The sequence below is a fragment of the Collimonas sp. GW821-FHT02H07 genome, assembly GCF_059421505.1.
In genome coordinates this window covers 106,541-126,495 of sequence record NZ_JBWKVC010000014.1, presented here as the reverse complement: position 1 = coordinate 126,495, position 19,955 = coordinate 106,541, and the positions used below count along the sequence as shown (strand labels likewise).

Annotated in this window: 13 protein-coding genes; 9 read left to right on the top strand and 4 right to left on the bottom strand. The window is 62.9% G+C overall.

Translation table 11 applies throughout. From position 1 onward, the window contains the following. Nucleotides 1-48 precede the first annotated feature (48 nt). The 3 genes from AC07V8_RS20495 (at nucleotide 49) to AC07V8_RS20485 (ending at nucleotide 11,595) form a co-directional block, all read left to right on the top strand. On the top strand, nucleotides 49-10,398 hold the full coding sequence (locus tag AC07V8_RS20495) for a Tc toxin subunit A-related protein (protein ID WP_494679858.1): 10,350 nt from the start codon (nucleotides 49-51) through the stop codon (nucleotides 10,396-10,398). Nucleotides 10,399-10,433: 35 nt separating this feature from the next. Continuing rightward, a complete protein-coding gene (locus tag AC07V8_RS20490; RefSeq protein WP_494679859.1) occupies nucleotides 10,434-10,694 on the top strand; it encodes a hypothetical protein in 261 nt (86 codons plus the stop codon). A 421-nt stretch (nucleotides 10,695-11,115) separates the two neighbouring features. Beyond that, entirely contained in the window at nucleotides 11,116-11,595 is a 480-nt protein-coding gene (locus AC07V8_RS20485; RefSeq protein WP_098496962.1) for an acyl-CoA thioesterase, read from the top strand. Between the two features lie 9 nt (nucleotides 11,596-11,604). Here the strand turns inward: AC07V8_RS20485 and AC07V8_RS20480 are convergent, their stop codons facing one another. The 4 genes from AC07V8_RS20480 to AC07V8_RS20465 form a co-directional block, all read right to left on the bottom strand. Further along, complete coding sequence (locus tag AC07V8_RS20480) at nucleotides 11,605-12,348, bottom strand: transporter substrate-binding domain-containing protein (protein WP_494679949.1); 744 nt, start codon at nucleotides 12,346-12,348, stop codon at nucleotides 11,605-11,607. Nucleotides 12,349-12,586: 238 nt separating this feature from the next. Further along, on the bottom strand, nucleotides 12,587-13,138 hold the full coding sequence (locus AC07V8_RS20475) for a GNAT family N-acetyltransferase (protein ID WP_494679860.1): 552 nt from the start codon (nucleotides 13,136-13,138) through the stop codon (nucleotides 12,587-12,589). Between the two features lie 41 nt (nucleotides 13,139-13,179). Continuing rightward, a complete protein-coding gene (locus AC07V8_RS20470; RefSeq protein WP_494679861.1) occupies nucleotides 13,180-14,061 on the bottom strand; it encodes a prohibitin family protein in 882 nt (293 codons plus the stop codon). Next, nucleotides 14,054-14,269, bottom strand: coding sequence for a hypothetical protein (locus AC07V8_RS20465; RefSeq protein ID WP_494679862.1), 216 nt, complete (start codon nucleotides 14,267-14,269; stop codon nucleotides 14,054-14,056). The genes AC07V8_RS20470 and AC07V8_RS20465 overlap by 8 nt, the downstream gene beginning before the upstream one ends. 78 nt (nucleotides 14,270-14,347) lie before the next feature. On the opposite strand from AC07V8_RS20465, the gene AC07V8_RS20460 reads away from it, so the two are divergent. The 6 genes from AC07V8_RS20460 to AC07V8_RS20435 are packed head-to-tail and all read left to right on the top strand — an operon-like array spanning nucleotide 14,348 to nucleotide 19,951. Then, entirely contained in the window at nucleotides 14,348-15,262 is a 915-nt protein-coding gene (locus AC07V8_RS20460) for a fatty acid desaturase (RefSeq protein ID WP_494679863.1), read from the top strand. Between the two features lie 46 nt (nucleotides 15,263-15,308). Continuing rightward, the gene (osmF, locus tag AC07V8_RS20455; protein ID WP_494679950.1) at nucleotides 15,309-16,226 is read left to right on the top strand and encodes a glycine betaine ABC transporter substrate-binding protein OsmF; all 918 of its coding nucleotides are present in this window, start codon (nucleotides 15,309-15,311) and stop codon (nucleotides 16,224-16,226) included. Beyond that, nucleotides 16,223-17,443: an ABC transporter permease gene (locus AC07V8_RS20450; protein ID WP_494679864.1), complete on the top strand. Its 1,221-nt coding sequence runs from the start codon at nucleotides 16,223-16,225 to the stop codon at nucleotides 17,441-17,443. Before osmF ends, AC07V8_RS20450 begins: the two co-directional genes overlap by 4 nt. Next, nucleotides 17,440-18,378, top strand: coding sequence for an ABC transporter ATP-binding protein (locus tag AC07V8_RS20445; RefSeq protein ID WP_494679865.1), 939 nt, complete (start codon nucleotides 17,440-17,442; stop codon nucleotides 18,376-18,378). Before AC07V8_RS20450 ends, AC07V8_RS20445 begins: the two co-directional genes overlap by 4 nt. Further along, on the top strand, nucleotides 18,375-19,160 hold the full coding sequence (locus AC07V8_RS20440) for an ABC transporter permease (RefSeq protein WP_494679866.1): 786 nt from the start codon (nucleotides 18,375-18,377) through the stop codon (nucleotides 19,158-19,160). The genes AC07V8_RS20445 and AC07V8_RS20440 overlap by 4 nt, the downstream gene beginning before the upstream one ends. Further along, nucleotides 19,157-19,951: a phosphate/phosphite/phosphonate ABC transporter substrate-binding protein gene (locus AC07V8_RS20435; protein WP_494679867.1), complete on the top strand. Its 795-nt coding sequence runs from the start codon at nucleotides 19,157-19,159 to the stop codon at nucleotides 19,949-19,951. Before AC07V8_RS20440 ends, AC07V8_RS20435 begins: the two co-directional genes overlap by 4 nt. Nucleotides 19,952-19,955: the final 4 nt, after the last annotated feature.

The following is a 19,955-nucleotide window of genomic DNA, read 5'->3' as shown; positions in this document are numbered from 1 at the left end:
GACTTAACAGAACCTTAATACACAACAGCAAGCTACAAGGAGTCAGTCATGTCGTCCTTAATCGTTATCCGGCTTCACCCTGACAAACCAACCCAAGGCACTGCTTTCATCAGCTGGCTGGCCGGACTGGTCATCAATGTGTACGACCTCAATGTCGGCGATCCGAAAACCGGGCAACTGATCGGTTCCGCCACTTATATCGCGCCGCCAGGACCGCCATGGATTCCAGATCTCGCCACCGGTATCGTGCAGCACTACACCACGCTGCCTCTGATTCAACCAGAATCAGTAGCAACGGCGGTCATTCAGATCAACGAACCTGCAGGTTACAAAGAGTATGTCTCGCCCGATCTACGCATTGAAATCGTGCGCGGCGCAACCACGGTCACCGACAGCACGCTGTATTACGACATCCAGACCAGCGCCGGGCCGCTGCCGCCAGCCATCGTTTTCCCGAGCATGGCTGCCGCCCTCTATCTGCAATTGCCGCATCCGATCGGCGCCGGCCTGGCGAGTGTAGACATCAGCAGCGACGGTGCGCCGCCCAATTTCAAAGCCTTGAAAGATGCCGTCAATCTGGTGCTGGCGGCGGATCAGGGGCCAGTCCCGGCACTGGATGCGCTCAAGCCGGAACAAGCACGACACATCGCATACGAAATCGTTTGGGGGCCGCAAGACCCCTTGCCAAATATACCCGCGTTCTCCCCGCCTTCCACCTGGGATGCCATCGGCGCGATGTATACATTTGAAGCCAATGACGGCGCGCTGACCAATCCGCTGGAACAAAACCGGCAACAATTCGAAGGCAATCTCAACAGCTATTACGCCACCCATAACGCCAAGGTCGACAGCCTGGCCCGCTACATCTACGCTCTCAGCGCGGCAGTCGCCTGCGAAGCCAGCAGCACCAGCGCTACCTCGGCCATGCTGGATTTCCCGGTATATCCCGGCGGCCCCCACGTCGGCACCACCATCAGCACTGCGCAGGTGCTGCTGGTCGACGGTAGCGGCGGCAGCGGGCCGCTGGCGCCGGCATTCACGGTTCCGGCCGAATATTTCTACGTACTGGGCGCGCAATTATCGATACAGCTCAACGCCAGCCAGCGTTTCCTGATGGCCGTGCGCGACAACCAGGAACGGCTGCTGCCGGTGCTCACCAGCGCGCTCGACAGCGGCATCGTCAACCCAGCCCCAGCCATCAACCCGGCGCAGGCGGTACGCCGGCTCGACGCCTTGCAGCCGGCCTCGGGCACCGTCGCGCCGCCATGCAAGCTGGATGCAAGCGTACTGCCGCTGGTCAACGACTGGCTGGCCTTTCCCAGCGCCGCCGCCTGGCGCAACTACGCACCCGGCGACGATGCCGTCAAATTCTGGACGCCCGAGCTGACGGCCCAGCCGGCGCCTTACCTGCAATTGGTGCTGTGCGCCCTGACTCTCGGTTTCCAGCCGCTGATGGCCGCCATCGTGGCGCTGCCGGTCGCCACCGTGGCGGCCCTGGCGGCATTGTCGGCAACCCAATGGGAAAACTTGTTCAGCAACACTGCCCTGCTGCCGCCGTTCACCGCGCCCGGCACGCCGGACGCGCGGATAGCAGCGTTTATCCGGCGCGTGCAAAAATTCTTCGACATGGATCCCAGCCTCGGCGCCATGCCGAGCGCGGCTGCGGGCGCGGCGCCGATATTGGCATTGCCGACGATCGATCTTATCGGCGAATTTGTCGTGCAGTATGTCGCTTTGACCGGGCCGTTCACCTTTGGCGCCGCGGCGCTTGACGACACTGCAGTCGATAGCGCGGTACAGCTGGTCTTGCCGGGCGATCCCGCGGCGCAAGCCTGGCTGAATCAGCGCGTGCATGTGATCAACAGCCTGTGCCAGCTGGCCGGAGTGACTTCCAATGTCATGCCGCCAGCGCCAAGCCTGGCGTTCTCCGTGGCCGAGGCGCTGTATGCGCGCGGCTTCACCAGCGCCGACGATATCCTGCCGCTCAGCCTGGCCGATTTCAGCGACGCCTTGCGCGGTACGGTGGCGTTCGACCAGGCCGCGCTGATCTACGCCAAGGCCGGCGCCGTCGGCCCGCAACCTGCGCCGGCGCCGCAACCGTTCCAGCCGGTCAATCCCGGCGGCCTGGTCAATTGCATCCCGCCTTGCTATCTGTCGCCGCTGGGGCCGGTGGAATACCTGCATGAATTGCTGGCGCTGTCCGAAGCCTCGACTTGCCGCGACCCTGCCGCCGCGCCGGCCATGGGGAAATTGACGCTGGGCGATGCCGTCGCCGCCCGCCGCGGCGCCCTGGGCAGCCTGAAGGTCAGCGCCGCCAACGCCGAAACGCAGCTGCCCTTGATCGACATCGTCAATGAAAACCTGGAGCATCTCGCCGCCATCATCCCGGCCACGCCGCAGGGCGCGGTGTACGACACCGCCAGCGGCCATCTCGGCCATCACAAGTTATGCACGGCGGCCGGCCAGGGCCAAGACCACGATCAGGACGATTGCCACCAGGCCTGCCAGCTGCTGGAGGCCTTGCCCGAGCATTCGGCGCCGGCGGTGCCGGTCGCCCAGCCGGGCGCCTACGACAAACTTAAACTGGATTTTTCGGCTCCCAGCCTGCCTTACTCCGAGCCATTGGATATCTGTCGCAGCTATCTGGAACAGGCAGGCACCTGCCGTTTCGAAACGATGCGCACCTTCCGCCAGGAGATCACCGAGTTCGCACTCGATCCGAGTCTGGCCGCACCGGCCTTCCAAAGCCATTTGTGGCGCTATCCGGTGCGCATCGATACCGCGATCGAATACCTGGGCATCAATCCCGAGGAATATGCCCTGCTCTTCACCCAGGATATCGCCGAGGCGCCTACGCCTGGCCACCTGCTGCTATATGAACTGTACGGTTTCGACAGCCCCATGCCGGGCGGCGTGGCCTGGACCACGATTGCCCTGCAATTGCCGGAATTACTGAAACGCACCGGCCTCAGCTATTGCGAACTGGTGGAACTGCAGAAATCGATGTGCTTCACGTTTGCGGTTGAGGACCGCAGCCGGCAGAACGCTAATGGCGGCCTGACCAACGCCGACGGCCAACGCACCAATCCCGACCAGGCCGCCCGCGGCAGGCTGCCGGACTGCGAGCCCTGCTGCCTGGAGCACTACCTGATTCATTTCCTGAAACCCGCCAGCCAGCAGGACGCCCTGCGCATGCTGGCGGTTTTCCTGCGCCTGTGGCGCAAGCTGCAACAGGTATGCGGCGCCCGTTACAGTTTTGCGCAGCTGTGCGATATTTGCGAGGTGCTGCAGCTGTTCATCGGCGGTGCGATCAATCCGGATTTCATCCGCCAGCTGACGGCATTCCAGATGCTGCGCGACCAGTTCCGCCTGAAGCTGGCCGACGGCAGCCATGCCGCCGGCGCCCATGGCGCCAACCGCACGCATATCCTGGCCCTGTGGGTGGGCAGCGGCGCGGCCAAATGGAACTGGGCGTTGGATCAGCTGGTCGAGCACGTCCAGCAATTCGCCAAACGCCATTACACGCATGCCGACCGCAGCAAGCACAGGCGCGATCCGCAATTCATCAAGCTGCTGAAGGCGAATCTCGATCCGCTGTCGAAGCTGGCCGGGTTCGATCCCGCCAACCCGAGCGATACCTGGCACAACAAGCCGGCCGCCACCTTGCGGTTCGCCGAAGTCCTGGCCAAGATCACCGGTTCGCAGTTCGGCATCGGCGAAATCCTGTATCTGTTCAGCGCCGACGACCATCTCGACGGCGACGATCCCTTCCCTCTGCAAGACAGCAATGAAGCGCAGGATTCGCCATTGGCATATCCTGACGACGACCGTCATCACGACCTGTGGCAGCTGCGGCATAAGTTGCTGGAAGTCGATATCGGCGAAGAAGATGAGCGCAAATGGAGCTGGCATCGGATCGAGGCCGCTTTGCGCAACGAGTTCGGCTATCAGCCAGCAGCCGGCGACCCGGATTATCTGAGGTCGCTCGGGCAACACTTTTTCCCCGGCATACTGGAGCGCGCCGGCGCCACCGTTACGGCAACCGAACGCCAATACCGCACCCCGCTCGCGGCGCCTTCCGCAGCCATGTGGAATATTCCGCCTGACGGGCCTTTCCGCTTCGACGGCGCCAGTGCCGAATTATGGACCCAGCTGCCGCTGCAGGACCAGGCCGTCATCGACAAACTGCAGCATCTGCGCGACCTGACGGCGACCGAGCAATTGGCGGTGCAGAACCTGTACCACATGCCACGGGTCGACCTGGCGACGTTTGCCTGTCTCTTCCCGGATTTCAGCGCGGCCGAAAAGCACTTGATAGAAGAGCATGACGAAGAGCAGCGCTGGTCCTGGTTCCGGCGCCAATTCGCCCTGACCTACCGGCGCTGCCACCTGATCGGCGAGCACCTGGCGCAGCATGTGGCCGCGGTCACCGGCGAAGAATGGCAAGACTCGGCCAGCGGACTGGCGGCCGCCTGGCTGATACTGAAACGCTTGTACGCCGACGGCAACCTGGCCCAGGGCAGCTGGGAAGCCGACAGCGGCGTCACGCCGCCCGTCACCTGGACACCGCCGCCGAGCGGCGGCAGCTTCGCCGCCTTGCTGGGCCTGACCGGCACCGGCCTGCTCGGCGAGTTCAGGCGCGCCGACGGTCCCTCCACACCGCCGGTATGGCGCGAGATGCGCGGCCCGATGAGTGCTTTCGACCATGAAAAAAATCGGCACAACGCGCCGGTCCCGACCATCTTGCCGGCAATGGACCTGGATCTGAGTCCTGCGCAATTGAAATATGTTGTCGTGCGCAATGGTTTCGCCATGCAGGACCAGCATGGCAGGGACCTGGGCGGCGCGGAAAGTTTCGGCGTCGACTGGTCGGGCATATTGCTGGTCGACGATGATGGCAAATACACCTTCAGCGCCGGCGCTCCCACGCCGGACGGCGAACAGCCCGACCTGGAGCGCGCGCAGCATTGCCACTGGCGGGTCACGCTCAGCCGCGGCCAGAAGCACTGGGTGCTGCTGCATCACCGCTGGCATGACAGCCATCAGCCGCACGAGCACCATGGCCAGGCCGATTCGTCATTGCACCTGAAACGCGGCGCATACAATATCGCGGTCGAATTCATCCAGCCCGCTGCGGATTTCTCTAAAGCCGACGACCTGCATCCGCAGCACACCGGTTTCCAGGTGAAGTATTGCGGCGCCGACACCCATGACCGGCCGGAAGCCCTGCCGCTGCGCCGCCTGTTCCGCGAGGAGGCGGACCAGCGCCTGGACCACGCGGTCAAATTCCCGGACAACAGCAAATACTGCAGCGCCGCGCTATTCTTGCAATTGCGCTATACCAGCAGCTTGCGCGACATCCGCCGAACCTATCAGCGCGCCTTCAAGGCCTTGCTGCTGGCCCATCGCTTCGGCCTGTCCGGCCGGCCCTCGAAAACCTACCAGCAATCCGAACTTGGCTACATGCTGGACCAGGCCGCGCTGTTTGCCGGCGTCAGCTTCTATCGCAATCCGCCGTCGACCGGAGCATTCTTGCGCCACGCCGCCGATTTCGACTTCAACCTGCTGCCGCTGAAAGATGTCTATCACTCGCCGGCGGCCAGCCAGGATCAACGGGTTGCCCCAAGCGCCCAGCGCCAGCAGGCCTGGTTCGATAACTGGGAGCGGCTGTTCGATTACAGCTGCATGCGGCACGAGCGCGAAAAGGCCATAGAACGGCCGGTCTGGCTGCTGTTTGAAGAAGCGCTGGAAAAGCAGCCGGACAATCCGGCCCAGCTATTGCGCCACCTTGACGTCGATGCACTCCATGCCAATCTGGTGTTGAACTACTTCCAGAGTCAAACCACGCCTGTCCGCGCGATCGGCACAACCGACCTGGAGGACGACCGCTGGAGTGTGCGCGTCTGGCACGGCGACCGTTGGGTCAGACAGCTGGTGAAGCACTTCACGCCACGTCATATCGGCGCCGCCCAACCCGATCTATGGGCGGCCGACGATCCCGGCCAGGCTTTGCCGGGCCAGGCCGTAAGCGGTGACGCCAACCTGGCGCGTTTCATTGACGACGGTTACGTGGAAAACCACGAGCCGCGCCGCTATGCCGACCTTCAGCGCCTCAACGACCAACTGCGCGTGCGCGCCCGCGCCGCTCTGCTGGCCTACCTGTGCGGCATGCAGCGCGTGGCGCTGCCATGGGGTGGTCATGCCCGCGGCGCCAAGGACCTGAGCGCCTTGCTGCTGCTGGACGTCGAAAGCGGCTGTTGCGAGCGCGCCAGCCGCATCGAAGAAGCAATCACGGCGGTACAGAATTTTGTGCAGCGCGCGCGGCTGGGATTGGAAGGCAGCTGGCTGGCCGGCGCCGCTTTCGTACAGCTGTGGAAGCACGAATTCGCCTCGTACCGGACCTGGGAAAAATGCAAATGCAGGAGCCTGTACAAGGAAAACTGGATCGACTGGGACGAACTGCAGCAGGCGCGCAAGATTGAGGCTTTTCAATTCCTTGAGCAGGAATTGCGCCGTTCGACGCTCACCATTGCCGAACCGGGCGGCCTCGAATATTGGCCGGAAACATTGCCGCCGGCTCATCCTGCAATCAAATTCCTGCAAAAGCGCGACGCCTCTGCATTGCGCCTGCTGCAGCCGCCGCGCGAAGGCCTGGGCGTATCAGGCACGCCGGAACGCGACGCCCGGCCAAACTGGCTGGCGCCTGATACCGGAGCGGCAGTAACGCTGCCGCCAACCGGCGGCGGCAATACTAATCCCGCTGGCGTATTGGCCAGCGCCGGTGCGGTCACGCTGAATGACAAGCTGCCGTTCTGGATCCAGGCGGCGATCCGCCTTGGCATCAAGTTCGTACGGCTGGCGGCAGGCGGCGTGCCGCCAGCCGCAGCGGAGTTTCATGCCAGCGATTTTCATGAAGAGCCGGGGTGCTGCAGCGAATGCGGCTGCGTCCATCCGCCGCTGGTGGATGAATATTATTTCTGGCTGGCCCCCGCGCAAATTTTCAACACGCCGCCGCAGGATGAATATTACGATCCGACCCAGCAAGCCTCGCCGCGCTGGCATGACGATCAAGCCCTGCCGACGCTGCTCGACTGGAAATCGGCTGCAGCCACGCAACTGGCCTGGTGCCGTGTGCACAACGGCGAATTCAGGCAGCCTCGGCGCAGCGACGGCCTGGTACAGCTGACGCCCGGCGCCGAGCCGGATCTAACCTACGTCGGCCGGGTCGGCGATTCACTGACATTCGCGGTAAGCAACGGTACTGTCCCGGCCGGCTACAACGGCAGCGACGCTCCCGGCTTCCGCTATGACATGGCGGACGACGACTGCCTCGCGCTGCCGCTGGTGGCGGACCCGGCGGCCGTGGCAAGCCCCTATCCTGCCGGTTTGCCGGCCTATCCCTATTTCGCCTACGTCGAGCCGGGCGACCGCCTGTTTCCGGCATCCCTGTTCAGCCCGGCGCTGGCGGTCGCCGGCGTGCTGCGCTGTCACTGCCGCTTCGAACCTGCGCTCAAATGGTACCAACTGGTCAACAATCCGCTGCAGGTCGACAACAGCTGGGTGCATTGCGCAAGCGAGGGCGATCGCCAACCGCCAGCCAACGTGCCGCCGGTCACAAACCTGCCGCCTGGCGATGTTGCGCCCGGCGTAGCGGCGCTGGAAACCGCCGCCCCCGTACGCGACGCAACCCCGCTTGCCGTCGCGGAGACGACCGCGGCGGACACCACGCCAGGCAGCACCGGCGTCAGGCCGCCGGCGGCAATGTGCTGCGACAGCACCCATATCTCGGCCGAAACCGCGCGCGACCGCTCGATCCTGCTGCACTATCTGGAAACCCTGCTGGAATGGTCGCAGGCGCTGCTGCGCCAGAACTCGCGCGAATCGGCACAGCAAATGCGGCTGGTGCTGGACACGGCGGCGGCCATCCTCGGCCCCTGTCCGCGCGTGCTGCTCAACCATACGCCGCCTCCAGGCCAGACGGTAGCCGGTTTCAAGCCCCTGATTCCGCCGCTCAATCCGCGCCTGATGGCGTTGTATTGCCATGTCAAAGACGGCCTGGCGCTGGTGCATCGCTGCCTGAGCGATACGCGCCTGCGCAACGCCAATGCCTGCGGCAGCTGCAGCGCCCCTTATTTTGGCCAGGCCCCATGCCGCTGCGCCACACTGGAACAGCACTGCGGCTGCGAAGCGGTGCAGGAGGCTGTCTGCGACGATGACGAATGGTGTCGCCCCCACAGTCCTTACCGCTTTGTCTATCTGCTGCAAAAAGCCCAGGAGGCCAGCGCCCGGGTACGCGAACAGGGCGCGTCCCTGCTGTCGGCGTTCAGCAATGGCGACGCCGAATACCTGGCGGCGATGCGCAGTCGCCATGAAACGCAACTGGCCGACCTGACCATCAAAGTACGGCAAGACCAATGGCGCGATGCCGAATGGCAGGTGCAGGCGCTGGGAAAAACCAAGGAAGTCAGCCAAACCAACCGGCGCTATTACAAGCACCTGATCGATGTCGGCTTGAATAACGGCGAGCTGAATTATCAAAGCAACACCAACTCGTCGCTCGATCTGCGCTCTTCGGCGATCCCGATTGAAGCCACCGGCGAAGCGATGCGCCTGATCCCGGACCTGTTCGTCGGCTTTCCCTGCGAAGAGACCTGGCTGCCGCTGGGCACCAAGCTGGGCGAGATGTTCCAGGCCATCGCCCGCATCACCAATGAGTTCGCAGAGATTGCCAGCGTCAACGCCGGCCTCGACCTGACCCAGGCCAGCTGGCAGCGGCGGCTGGACGACTGGGTGCACCAGGTGGAGATCCTGGATATCGAAATTGAGCAGGAGGAAATCCAGATACTGGGCGCCGAACGGCGTCGCAGCGCGGCGCTGGAAGAACTCAACCTGCAGCAAACGCAGCTTGCGCAATCGCGCGAGGTGCTGGACGCCTTGCGCGACAAATTCACCAACCATGAGCTGTATCTGTATCTGCAAAAAGAAACCGCCGCATTGCATTGGAAGATGTTCGAACTGGCGCGCTATCTGGCGCTGGAAGCGCAGCGGGCTTTCAACTTTGAACTGGGCTACAGCAGCCGCCAGTTTGTCGGCAACGAGTGCTGGGACGATCTGCATGAAGGCTTGCTGGCCGGTGAACGACTGCAGCTGGCGCTGCAACGGATGGATGCCGAATATGCGGCCTGCAACCGGCGCGAATACGAGCTGACCAAGCATGTTTCGCTGGCGCTGCATTTTCCCCTGCAGTTCCTGCGTCTGAAAATCACCGGCAGCTGCGAAATAGAAATCCCTGAATGGATGTTCGACATGGACTATCCGGGCCAATACATGCGCCGCATCAAGAACGTCAGCCTGACCATCCCCTGCGTCACCGGTCCTTATACCGGCGTGCATTGCCGCCTGACCTTGCTGAGCAGCCGGACTCGCGTCGATCCCTGCCTGCCTTGCCCGCTCACCGAGTGCTGTCACGAGCGGCCGCGCAATCATTGCGGCTGCAGCCATGCCGCGCATGAGCACTACGCGCTCTGCGGCGACGACCGGCGCGCAGTGCGGCATTACGGCGCGCGCGAAGCCATCGCCACCTCCAGCGGACGCAATGACGCCGGCCTGTTCGAGCTGAACTTCCACGACGAGCGGCACCTGCCGTTCGAATTCTTCGGCGCGGTCAGCTGCTGGCGCATAGAAATGCCGCCGGAAAACAACTACTTCGACATGGATAGCCTGACCGACCTGGTGCTGCATATGAACTATACGGCGCGCGAAGGCGGCACATCGCTGCGCGCGGCAGCCAACGACAGCGCCCGCCAGAAACTGCCGGGCAATGGCTGGATCCTGATCGACTTGCGCAAGGACTATCCGGACGCCTGGGAGTTGTTCCAGCGCCGTCCGGCCCAGCATCGCGAGGGCGGGGGCGGCGCCGAACAGGCAAGAGAACGCAGCATGCGCCTGCCGGTCAGCCGTAAGCTGTTTCCGTTCCTGCCATCCGATCCGGCGCTGCGGATATCGAAGCTGGCGGTGCTGTTTGAGCTGGAAGAGCGCTGCGATGAGCGCGACGACTGCCCGCAAATCGATGCCTGTCCTTGCGCGCAGGAAGATGTAAAGGACTCCCATCTGGTCGAAGTGACCATCTACCATGCGGACGACGATGGCGACGATGCCGCCGAAACGGAGATCAATTGCGTGACTACCAGCGAATGGCCCAAGATATATCACGGGGTCGCCGAAGTCGATATCGGACCTATCGATCAGCGCCGCAAGAACCACACCATGGTGCTGACTGTCGGCCACGATGTCGGCAGGCTGGAACGCGCATTTTTGCTGTGTCGTTACGAAACGGCCTGCGAGTGTTGCGACACCGTACAGCCGCTTGACGAACGGCATGATCATGCAAGCTGCTAAGCGCGCTTCCCTCGATGCAGACAACGGAGACCATCATGAGCGACAAGTCCAGCAAACCGGGCGCATCGAAATATCATTTCGTCGTAGGCGTCAATCTGGCCACCTTTGAAACCGACATCAACCGCCTCGCCGCCGACAGTCCTTGCCTTAAGCTGAATCAGCTGCTTTATGTGCAGGGCATCGGCTTTATCGGGGTAATGGAAAATGCCAGTGACGGAACCGCCGCCGCGGACGCTGAACCGGCCAAGACAGAGGATCCGAAGAAGACCGGTCGTCGCTCGCCTAAGGAAAAGTAACAGACATCTGCACGCAATGCCGTTCAGTCAAGACGCCAGTCTGGCGTCCCTGTCCAGGCGATCACAGCCAGTTCGTGACCTACGGCGCCGGCGGCCCATCGCCGTGGAGCCTGGCCAGCCAGCAGGCGTTCGACCTCTTCCCGACGTCTGCGCCGCCAGCGACGGCGCAGATCGCCTCCTGTCAATCATGGCGCCGCGCCGCCGCGGCTGAGCGATGTGCCGACAGTCCACGCATCTGACGCGAAATATTTCAATCGGGAAATTTATGCAATGCGCTTCCGGCGCCGGCGACAGCATGCCCTGCCGGAATCAAGGCATGTCTTCCACAGCCCGCCAAGCTCACCTTGCCCGCCGCGGGTATTTTAGGATAGGCTTGTCTCCTTCCCTTCCCCCTTGAGAACAAAGAGAAAATTCATCAACTATGGATATGCCATCCCACCAGCTCACCATGACCATACTGATGTCCCCGGATATGGCCAATTTTTCCGGCAATGTGCATGGCGGCGCCATTCTCAAGCTGCTCGACCAGGTCGCCTATGCCTGCGCCAGCCGCTACGCGGCGCAATACGTGGTGACCCTGAGCGTGGACCAGGTGACTTTCCGCCAGCCTATCCATGTCGGCGAGCTGGTCAGCTTCCTGGCCAGCGTCAATCACACCGGCACTTCATCGATGGAGGTCGGCATCAAGGTGGTGGCCGAGGATATCCGCACCCAAGTGGTGCGTCACGTCAACAGCTGCTTTTTCACGATGGTGGCGGTGGACCATGAACGGCGGCCGATCGCCGTGCCGCCGCTGCGGCCGTTCAGCGCCGAAGAGAAGCGGCGCTTTGAAGACGCTATCCTGCGCAAGCAGCTGCGCCAGGAGCTGGCGCGGCGCTTCGAGGAAGTCAAGTCGGCCTGATCCTGGCGCTCAGTCGAACTGCCTGGCCATTTTGTCCGGCAGCGGCACATTCAGCCATTTTTTCACGATGGCATTGAGCTCATCGTCCTTCTTCGCCTTTGTCAGCGCGGCATTGACGGCCGTCATCAATGCCGGCTCTTCCTTGAGCAGGCCGACATAGCAGCCGGATTCCTGGATGATGTACTTCATCTGCGGCTTGTTGCCCGTGGCCTTCGCGGCCAGTGCAACGGCGACGAAATCGCCGGTGCCGACCAGCTGCACCTGCCCTGCCAGGTAAGCCGAGATCATGCCGTTGTTGTCTTCATAGCGCTTGATGGTGGCGCTGGCCGGCGCCGTTTCGGTCAGCTGGCTGTCCTGGAAAGTTCCGCGCGCCACGCCGACGGTTTTGCCGGCCAGGTCGGCAGGGCCGGCGACCTTGATGGCGGCCGGCCCGAACACGCTGTTGTTATAGGGTGAATACGGCTGGGAAAAGGCAATGACTTTCTCACGCTCGGCATTCTTGCCCAGGGTGGAAATCACCAGGTCGGCCTTGTGCGTCTGCAGGTAGGCGATGCGGTTGGCGCTGGTGACCGGCACCAGTTCCGCTTTCAAGCCCATGTTCCTGGCGATCAGCGTTGCAACGTCAATGTCGAGCCCCTGCAGTTTGAGATCCGCGGTGACGGATCCGAATGGTGCAAAATCCTGGGGCACGGCAATGCGCAGGACGCCGCGCTTCTGGATATCGCCCAAGCCGTCGGCATGCGCGCTTTGCATGCCCAGGACCGGTAAATCGAGGAGCAGCAGGAACAGCAACTTGAAAATTCTCATCAGATTCACCTGGATGAAGAGGAAAGCGTAGGGATGGCTGTGCGGCCCATCCACGGGACTGCGGGCCACAGCCATATTACGCAATAAATATGCCACAAGCCGTATCCATGGCCTGATGCATGCCTTGGATGCCAAGCAATGATTGCCCGGCGCCGCGCTCAAGCGCTTGCAACTACGGGATCTTTCAGCGCCAGTCCCATACGATCACGCGCCATTCCGACGGCTCGGCATCCGTCCCCGCGATGCCTCTGAACCCTACCCTCTGATGCGCGCGCATGGATCGCGGATTCTGCAGCGACACTTCGGTGACGACGAAATCGAAGTCGGCACGCATCTGCGTCCTCAAGGTTTCGTACAGTTTCCTGAAAACGCCCTGGCCGCGAAATGCCTGGCCGACGCACACCTGTCCCATGACGAAGTAGGCGTTGTCACGCATCGGCATGCCATTGAAAACGGCGGCCTCGGCATCCCGGAACATATTGTCGAGAAAAGGAAATGAAGCACGGCATTCCTTCAGCATGACCAAGGCATAGCCGATGACGACGCCATCGCACTTTGCAAGGACATGCCGGTAAGCGCCGCGCATGAGCTGCAGTTCGCCGACGGTATATTCCATGGTCACGAATCCCTCCGTGCCGCGCAGTTCGGCCGCCACCGCATCCAGCCGGTTCAGGCGCTGCAATTCAACGATTTGCTCAAGGTCATCCGCCTTGTCGCTCAATTCGAAAGTCATCATGCAGCCCTCCTGTCGCAGATTCTATACCTGTGCAGCGCAGGCTACTTATTGGTCACGAACGGAATCGGCGCCGAGCCGTACATGGTGGTCGGGACGTCGCCCTTCCATTGCTTGGCCCTGACCATGTCGACCTCGATCCGGCGCAGTTCCAGCACATCCTTGTTTTGCGCCAGCGCGGCGTTTTGAATCTTCAGCGCATCCGCCTGCGCGGTGGCGATCTTCAATTGCGAGTAGGCTTCGCCGTCGGCGCTGGCGCGCATCGCCTGAGCCTCAGCTTCGGCAACCGCCACTTTCTGCTTTTGCTCCGCCTCGACGGTCTTGAGCTTGTTTTCCGCGCCCAGGCGCAACTGTTCCTGGGTGACTTTTTCGTTGATCGCCGCCATATAGGAAGGCGAGAAAGAGAAGGTTCGCATATCGATGCCGATTACCTGGGCGCCGTAGATTTTCAGCTTGTCGCGCAAGGAGGCGCTGATGTCCGCGCTCACCTGCGAACGGCGGGCGATCAGGTCGGGCGCGCTGTATTTGGCAGTGACTGCCTTGAACACTTCTTGCGTCGCGGTCTGTACATACGATGAGAGATCACCGTCATGGCTGTACTTCTCATAAACTTCCGCGACGCTGTTGGTGGAAATCGAATAACGCACCGTCATGCTGACCTTGACCGGCTGGGTATCCGAAGTGCTGCCCTCGGCGTCTTCAACGTCGGCGCGCTCGGCGCGGATGCTGAATATGGTCAGTTTCTTCCATGGCGGCAGGATCACCAGCCCCTCGTTCTCGATGCCGACGATCTTGCCGAACGATGTCACCACGCCGCGGTTGCCGGTCGGCACAGAACCGAACGGCCACAGCCATAGCGCCACAATCAATAAAACCAATCCAGTCAAACCCAACTTGATGAAACTTTTCTTTTGTAAATCAAGCATCTAATTCCCCTTGTTTGAATAAACCAAAATCGGCAGCTCCCACAGCCGACCGATGCCATTCTTGCATGCTTTCAAGGTTTTGTCTGAGGGCAATAATGCGTGGTGAAAAAACAAGCTGGCGCAGCTGTTTTTTATGGCTGTCAACGACGCAACGGGTCTTCACGTAGGGAGGCGGCAAAGATTTTCGGCGACCGTCCAGGATCCGCATATGGATGCTCGAAACGATTCGTTCAGTTCTCGCGGAGACGCACTATATATTGGCGGAAAGTCAATGGAGAGCCGCCCTATGCCATCTTTATTTCACACGCCCTCAGACCGCTTCCGCGCCGCAAGACCCGGCTGGTGGGCGCGGCTGGAGCTGCCGACCTGGATCCTGATTGCCGCCATCTACGGCGGCTGGCTAGGCTGCGTGCTGCATTGGCGGGCGCTGGGCCCATGGCTGGGAACGCCGCTGCTGATTCTGCTGACGGCCTGGTATATGTCGCTGCAGCATGAGCTGATACACGGGCACCCCACCCGCCATGCCCGTTTCAACGCCCTGCTCGGCCAGTTGCCACTGGCTGTCTGGTATCCGTATGCGGTCTACCGCGACAGCCATCTCGGCCATCACAATAACGAAACCCTGACCCTGCCCGGCATCGACCCGGAAACCTATTATGTATCGCGGGCCGGCGCCGGCAGCGGCTCGCGCCTGCGCCGCTTCCGCAACACCTCCGCCGGCCGCCTGCTGATAGGCCCGGCGCTGGCATGGTCGCATACCATCCGCGCCGCCTGGCTGGCGCGCGACCGTAAAGCTCTGCTCATCTGGGGCGGCCACGGCTTGTTGCTGGCCGGGATGCTGATCTTGCTTGAGCGCGCCGGCATCGCGCCCTTGTTCTACGTACTGGCGATTGCCTATCCGGCGCTCAGCCTGACCATGGTGCGTTCCTTGTTCGAACACCGGGCGGTGGAATCCGAGCACGGGCGCTCGGTCATTAATGAAGCTGCATGGCCCTGGCGCCTATTATTCCTGAATCTGAATTATCATTTGGTGCATCACCTTCATCCCGGACTGCCCTGGTTTCATCTGCGGCTGGCCTACCTGGCCGAGCGCGAGAGCTACCTGGAGTCGTCGGATGGGTTCGTCGAACGCGGTTATCTGCCCTTGCTGTGGCGCTATCGCAGCACGCCGGCGATTGCCGATGTTCATCCTTTTGCCTGAAGCAGCATGATCTTTGAAACTGCCCCTTGACGATCACATCGACCACATGAACCTGCCCATCCGCCGGCTGACCGCCCTGTTTGCCTTTACCCTGCTCACTTCCCACGCACAGGCGGCCGAGCCGATCCGCGTGGGATCCAAGATCGACACCGAAGGCGCCTTGCTGGGCAATGTCATCCAGCTGGTGCTGGAAGCCAACGGCATCAAGACCGTCAACCGCCAGCAGCTCGGCACCACCAAGGTGGTGCGCGGCGCGCTGCTGGCCGGCGGCATCGACATCTATCCGGAATATACCGGCAACGGCGCCTTCTTCTTCGCCGACGGCAGCAACCCGGCCTGGAAGAATGCCGGGGCCGGCTATCAGCTGGTGAAAAAGCTCGATGCCGACAAGAACCACGTGATATGGCTGACGCCCTCGCCGGCCAACAATACCTGGCTGATTGCGATCCGCAAGGAAATCGCGCAAGCCAACCAGCTGAAAACCATGGCCGACCTCGGCCGCTGGATCAGCCAGGGCGGCAAGATCAAGCTGGCCGCCTCAGCCGAATTCATCGAGCGTCCGGACGCCTTGCCGGCCTTTGAAGGCGCCTACGGTTTCAAGTTGAAACAAGACCAGCTGCTGACCCTGGCCGGCGGCGACACTGCCGCCACGATTAAGGCCGCTGCCGAACAGACCTCCGGCGTCAACGCCGCCATGGTCTACGGCACCGACGGTGCGGTCGCGGCCCTGGGCCTGGCGACGCTGGATGACGTCAAGGCCGTGCAGCCGGTCTACGCGCCGGCGCCGGTGATACGCAGCGACGCCCTGGCCAGGGAGCCGAGGATCGCCGCCCTGCTGCAACCGGTATTCAGCTCCCTGGATAGCGCGACCCTGCAAAAGCTCAATGCCGGCATCGCCATCGAAGGCCGCGATGCCCGCAAGGTCGCCGCCGATTATCTGCGCAGCAAGGGCTTTATCCGATGACGGCAGAGCGTCTGGCGAACCTGCCGCCGCGCTCCGGCGCACTGGCGCTGCTATCGATCCAACTGCGCAATCCGGTGCACCTGCTGCTGGCGGCAACAGCCATCCTCGCCGCCGCCGGCTTGCCGCTGCTGACGTTTGCGCCCAACCGGCTGCTCAGCGGCCATGGCATCTTTCTGAGCGAACTGTTCAACCGCGCCAGCATGTATTGGCTGCTGGCGATCCCGGCCTTGCTTCTGCTGGCGGCGCCCTGGCTGCGTCCGAGCCGCGGCAGCAGGATATTGCTGATCCTGGCTGCCGCGCTGTTCAGCTGGGGCCTGCTGGCGCTGGCCGGCCAGGAAGCCCGCCTGCGCAGCGGCGCGGAGGACTCGCTGGCACGCGTCTCGTTCGGCGGCGCTTTCTGGCTGCTGACGCTGGTCGCCTGGCTGCAGCTGGCCGAAGCCTTGCGCGGGCTGCGGCTGTCCTTGCCGGCCCAGGTCGCGGTGGTAGCGCTGGCGGGATTGCCGGCGACCGGCTTGCTGCTGACGGGCCAGCTCGGCCAGCTGTCGCTGCTGAAGGAATACCGCAATCATCTGGACAGCTTCGATCAGGCGCTGCTACGGCATCTGCAGCTGGTGCTGTTTTCGGTGCTGCCGGCGGTTGTCATCGGCACCAGTTTCGGCGCCCTCGCGTTCCGCAGCCAGCGCCTGCGCAAGCTGTTGTTTCCCGTCTTGAACGTGATACAGACGATTCCATCGATTGCCTTGTTCGGCCTGCTGATCGGTCCCTTGACCCTGCTCGGCCTGATGCTGCCGCGCACCGGCATCAGCGGCATCGGCATGGCGCCGGCCTTGCTGGCGCTGATCCTCTACTCGCTGCTGCCGATGACCCGCAGCGCCGTAGCGGGACTGCAACAGGTGCCGGCCGCGGTGCGCGAAGCGGCCCGCGGCATCGGCATGTCGCCGCGGCAGATTTTCTTTCGGGTCGAACTGCCGCTGGCGCTGCCGGTCTTCCTCAACGGCGTGCGCGTTACTACCGTGCAGGCGGTAGGTTTGGTGGAAGTGGCGGCGCTGATCGGCGCCGGCGGCTTCGGCACGCTGATGTTCCAGGGCATGGCCAGCAGCGCGCTGGACCTGGTGCTGCTGGGGGTGATTCCGGTGGTGCTGCTGGCGATCTGCGTCGACGCTGCGTTCAAGGTGGTGATTTCATTGCTCACCAGGAAAACCCAGGAAAATCAATGATTGAAATCGAGAATATCAGCAAATCCTTCGATGGCCGCCTGGCGCTTGACGACGTGTCGCTGGCCATCAACGCCGGCGAGCTGGCGGTGCTGATCGGCAGTTCCGGCTCCGGCAAATCGACGCTGCTGAAGCTGTTCAACCGCTTGCTGGAACCGGACAGCGGCAATGGCAATATCAGGCTGCTGGGAAATGACATTACCGGCTATTCGCCGGAGCAGCTGCGGCGCCGCATCGGCTATGCGATCCAGTCGGTCGGCCTGTTCCCGCACTGGACCGTGGAACAGAATATCGCGGCCGTGCCGACCCTGCTGCAATGGCCGAAAGCGCGCATCCAGGAACGCGTCGACGAGTTGCTGACGCTGCTGCACCTTGCGCCTGAGACCTTCCGGCGCCGCTATCCGCACCAGCTGTCCGGCGGCCAGCAGCAAAGAGTCGGCGTGGCGCGCGCCTTGGCGGCCGATCCGGAAGTGCTGCTGATGGATGAACCGTTCGGCGCGCTCGACCCGCTCACCCGCAGCAGCCTGCAGCAGGAACTCGCCAATATCCACGCCATTTCGGGCAAGACCATCGTGCTGGTCACCCACGATATCGACGAAGCGCTGGCGCTGGGCGAGCGTATCGTGCTGCTGGATCACGGCCGTATCGTGCAGCAAGGCGCGCCGCGCGATTTCCTGCTGGCGCCCGCCAGCGACCTGGTGCGCGATTTTGTCGGCCAGAGCGATGTCGGCATCCGCCTGCTCGGGCTGGACAAGATCGCCGCCAGGGTGCGCGCCGAGCCGGCCATTGAAGGCGAACCGATCCGCAGCGACGGCACCTTGCGCGAAGCGCTCTCGGCGTTCATCACGCGCAAGGTGTACAGCCTGCCGGTGGTGGATGAACACGGCCAGCCTGCCGGCGTACTGCATTTTGCAGATTTGCTGACGGAGCGGACTTGAGCTGGCCGGGCAAACCGCGAAATTCTCTGTACCGCCATCGCTGGCTGATTGTCAGCAGCCTGCTGCTGGCGGGACTGATCTTCGGCATGCCGCTGGCAGGACCGCTGTTCAGCGCCGTTTTTCCGGAGCTGGAACGGCCCATCTATCAGCAGGACTCGTTTCTTGCCCTGGTGCTGGCGCATCTGCGCATCGTCTCCATCTCCGGCGGCATCGCTGTGCTGGGCGGCGTCGGCGCTGGCTTGCTGGTGACCCGGCCTGCCGGCAAGGCGTTTCGCTCGCTGCTGGAAACGATGCTCGCCATCAGCCAGTCATTCCCGCCGGTGGCGGTGCTGGCGGTGGCCGTGCCGCTGGTCGGCTTCGGCGAAACGCCGGCCCTGATCGCGCTGGTGATGTACGGCATTCTGCCGGTGGCGCAAGGCGCAGTCACGGGCTTGTCGTCCATTCCACGGCCGGTGCTGGAAGTGGCGCGCGGCATCGGCATGAGCCGTCGCCAGATCCTGTGGCGCGTCGAGCTGCCGCTGGCCGCGCCCGTGATACTGGCGGGCGTGCGCACCTCGGTGGTGATCAATATCGGCACCGCGGCGATTGCCTCCACGGTGGGCGCAAAAACCCTGGGCTTGCCGATCATTGTCGGCCTCAGCGGCTTCAACACCGCCTATGTGATCCAGGGCGCGCTGCTGGTCGGCCTGCTGGCGATCGTGGCCGACCAGCTGTTCGAATTGCTGGCGCGCCGCTGGACGCCGCAATCCGCAGGCGGTGCGCAAGACCAGGGGGATGGATGATCTGCGCACTGCCGATGTATCCGTTTCCGGCCGCCGGCCTGCGCGCATTCTGGACGGTCTTGCGCGACAATTTGCTGCGCGCCGGCCTGGAGCCGCTGCCGCTGGAGCTGGCGCAGCCGGACGACCTGCTCCAGCATTGGCAGCGCAGCGATCTGCTGCTGAGCCAGTCGTGCGGCTATCCGGTTTCCACTCTGTTGCGCGGCAAGGTGCAGGTGGTCGGGGCATTTCATTTCGATGTGCCCGGCTGCCGGCTGAGCGCTTACAGCAGCGTCTTGCTGGTACGCAAAGACGACAAACGCGCATCCTTGCCTGCATTTCACGACGCCGTCGCCGCCTGCAACGAACGGCATTCGCAATCCGGCTATCACGCGCTGCGCAGCGCGGTTGCGCCATTGGCGCGCGACGGCCGCTTCTTTTCCAAGGTGCTATTCAGCGGCGCGCATCGCCGCTCGGCACAGATGGTTGCCGGCGGCGAGGCCGACATCGCTGCGCTCGATTGCGTCAGTGTTTTCCTGTTGCGGCAACAGGAGCCTGCTGTTTTCGAACGGCTTGCCGTCATCGGTTTTACAGAATCCATGCCCGGCCTGCCGCTGATTACCTCGCTGAGCACGTCTGCAACGGCATTGGCGCAACTGCGGCAGGCACTGAGCGTGTGCTGTCAAGCGCCAGAACTGCGCGATAGCCTGGACGCCATGCGCATCACCGGCTTTTCCGCCCTCGATGAAAACGATTACCGCATCTGCGCGGCCAGGGCCGAACAAAACACGAAAGGCGGCCTGGCCGACTGGTAGCCAG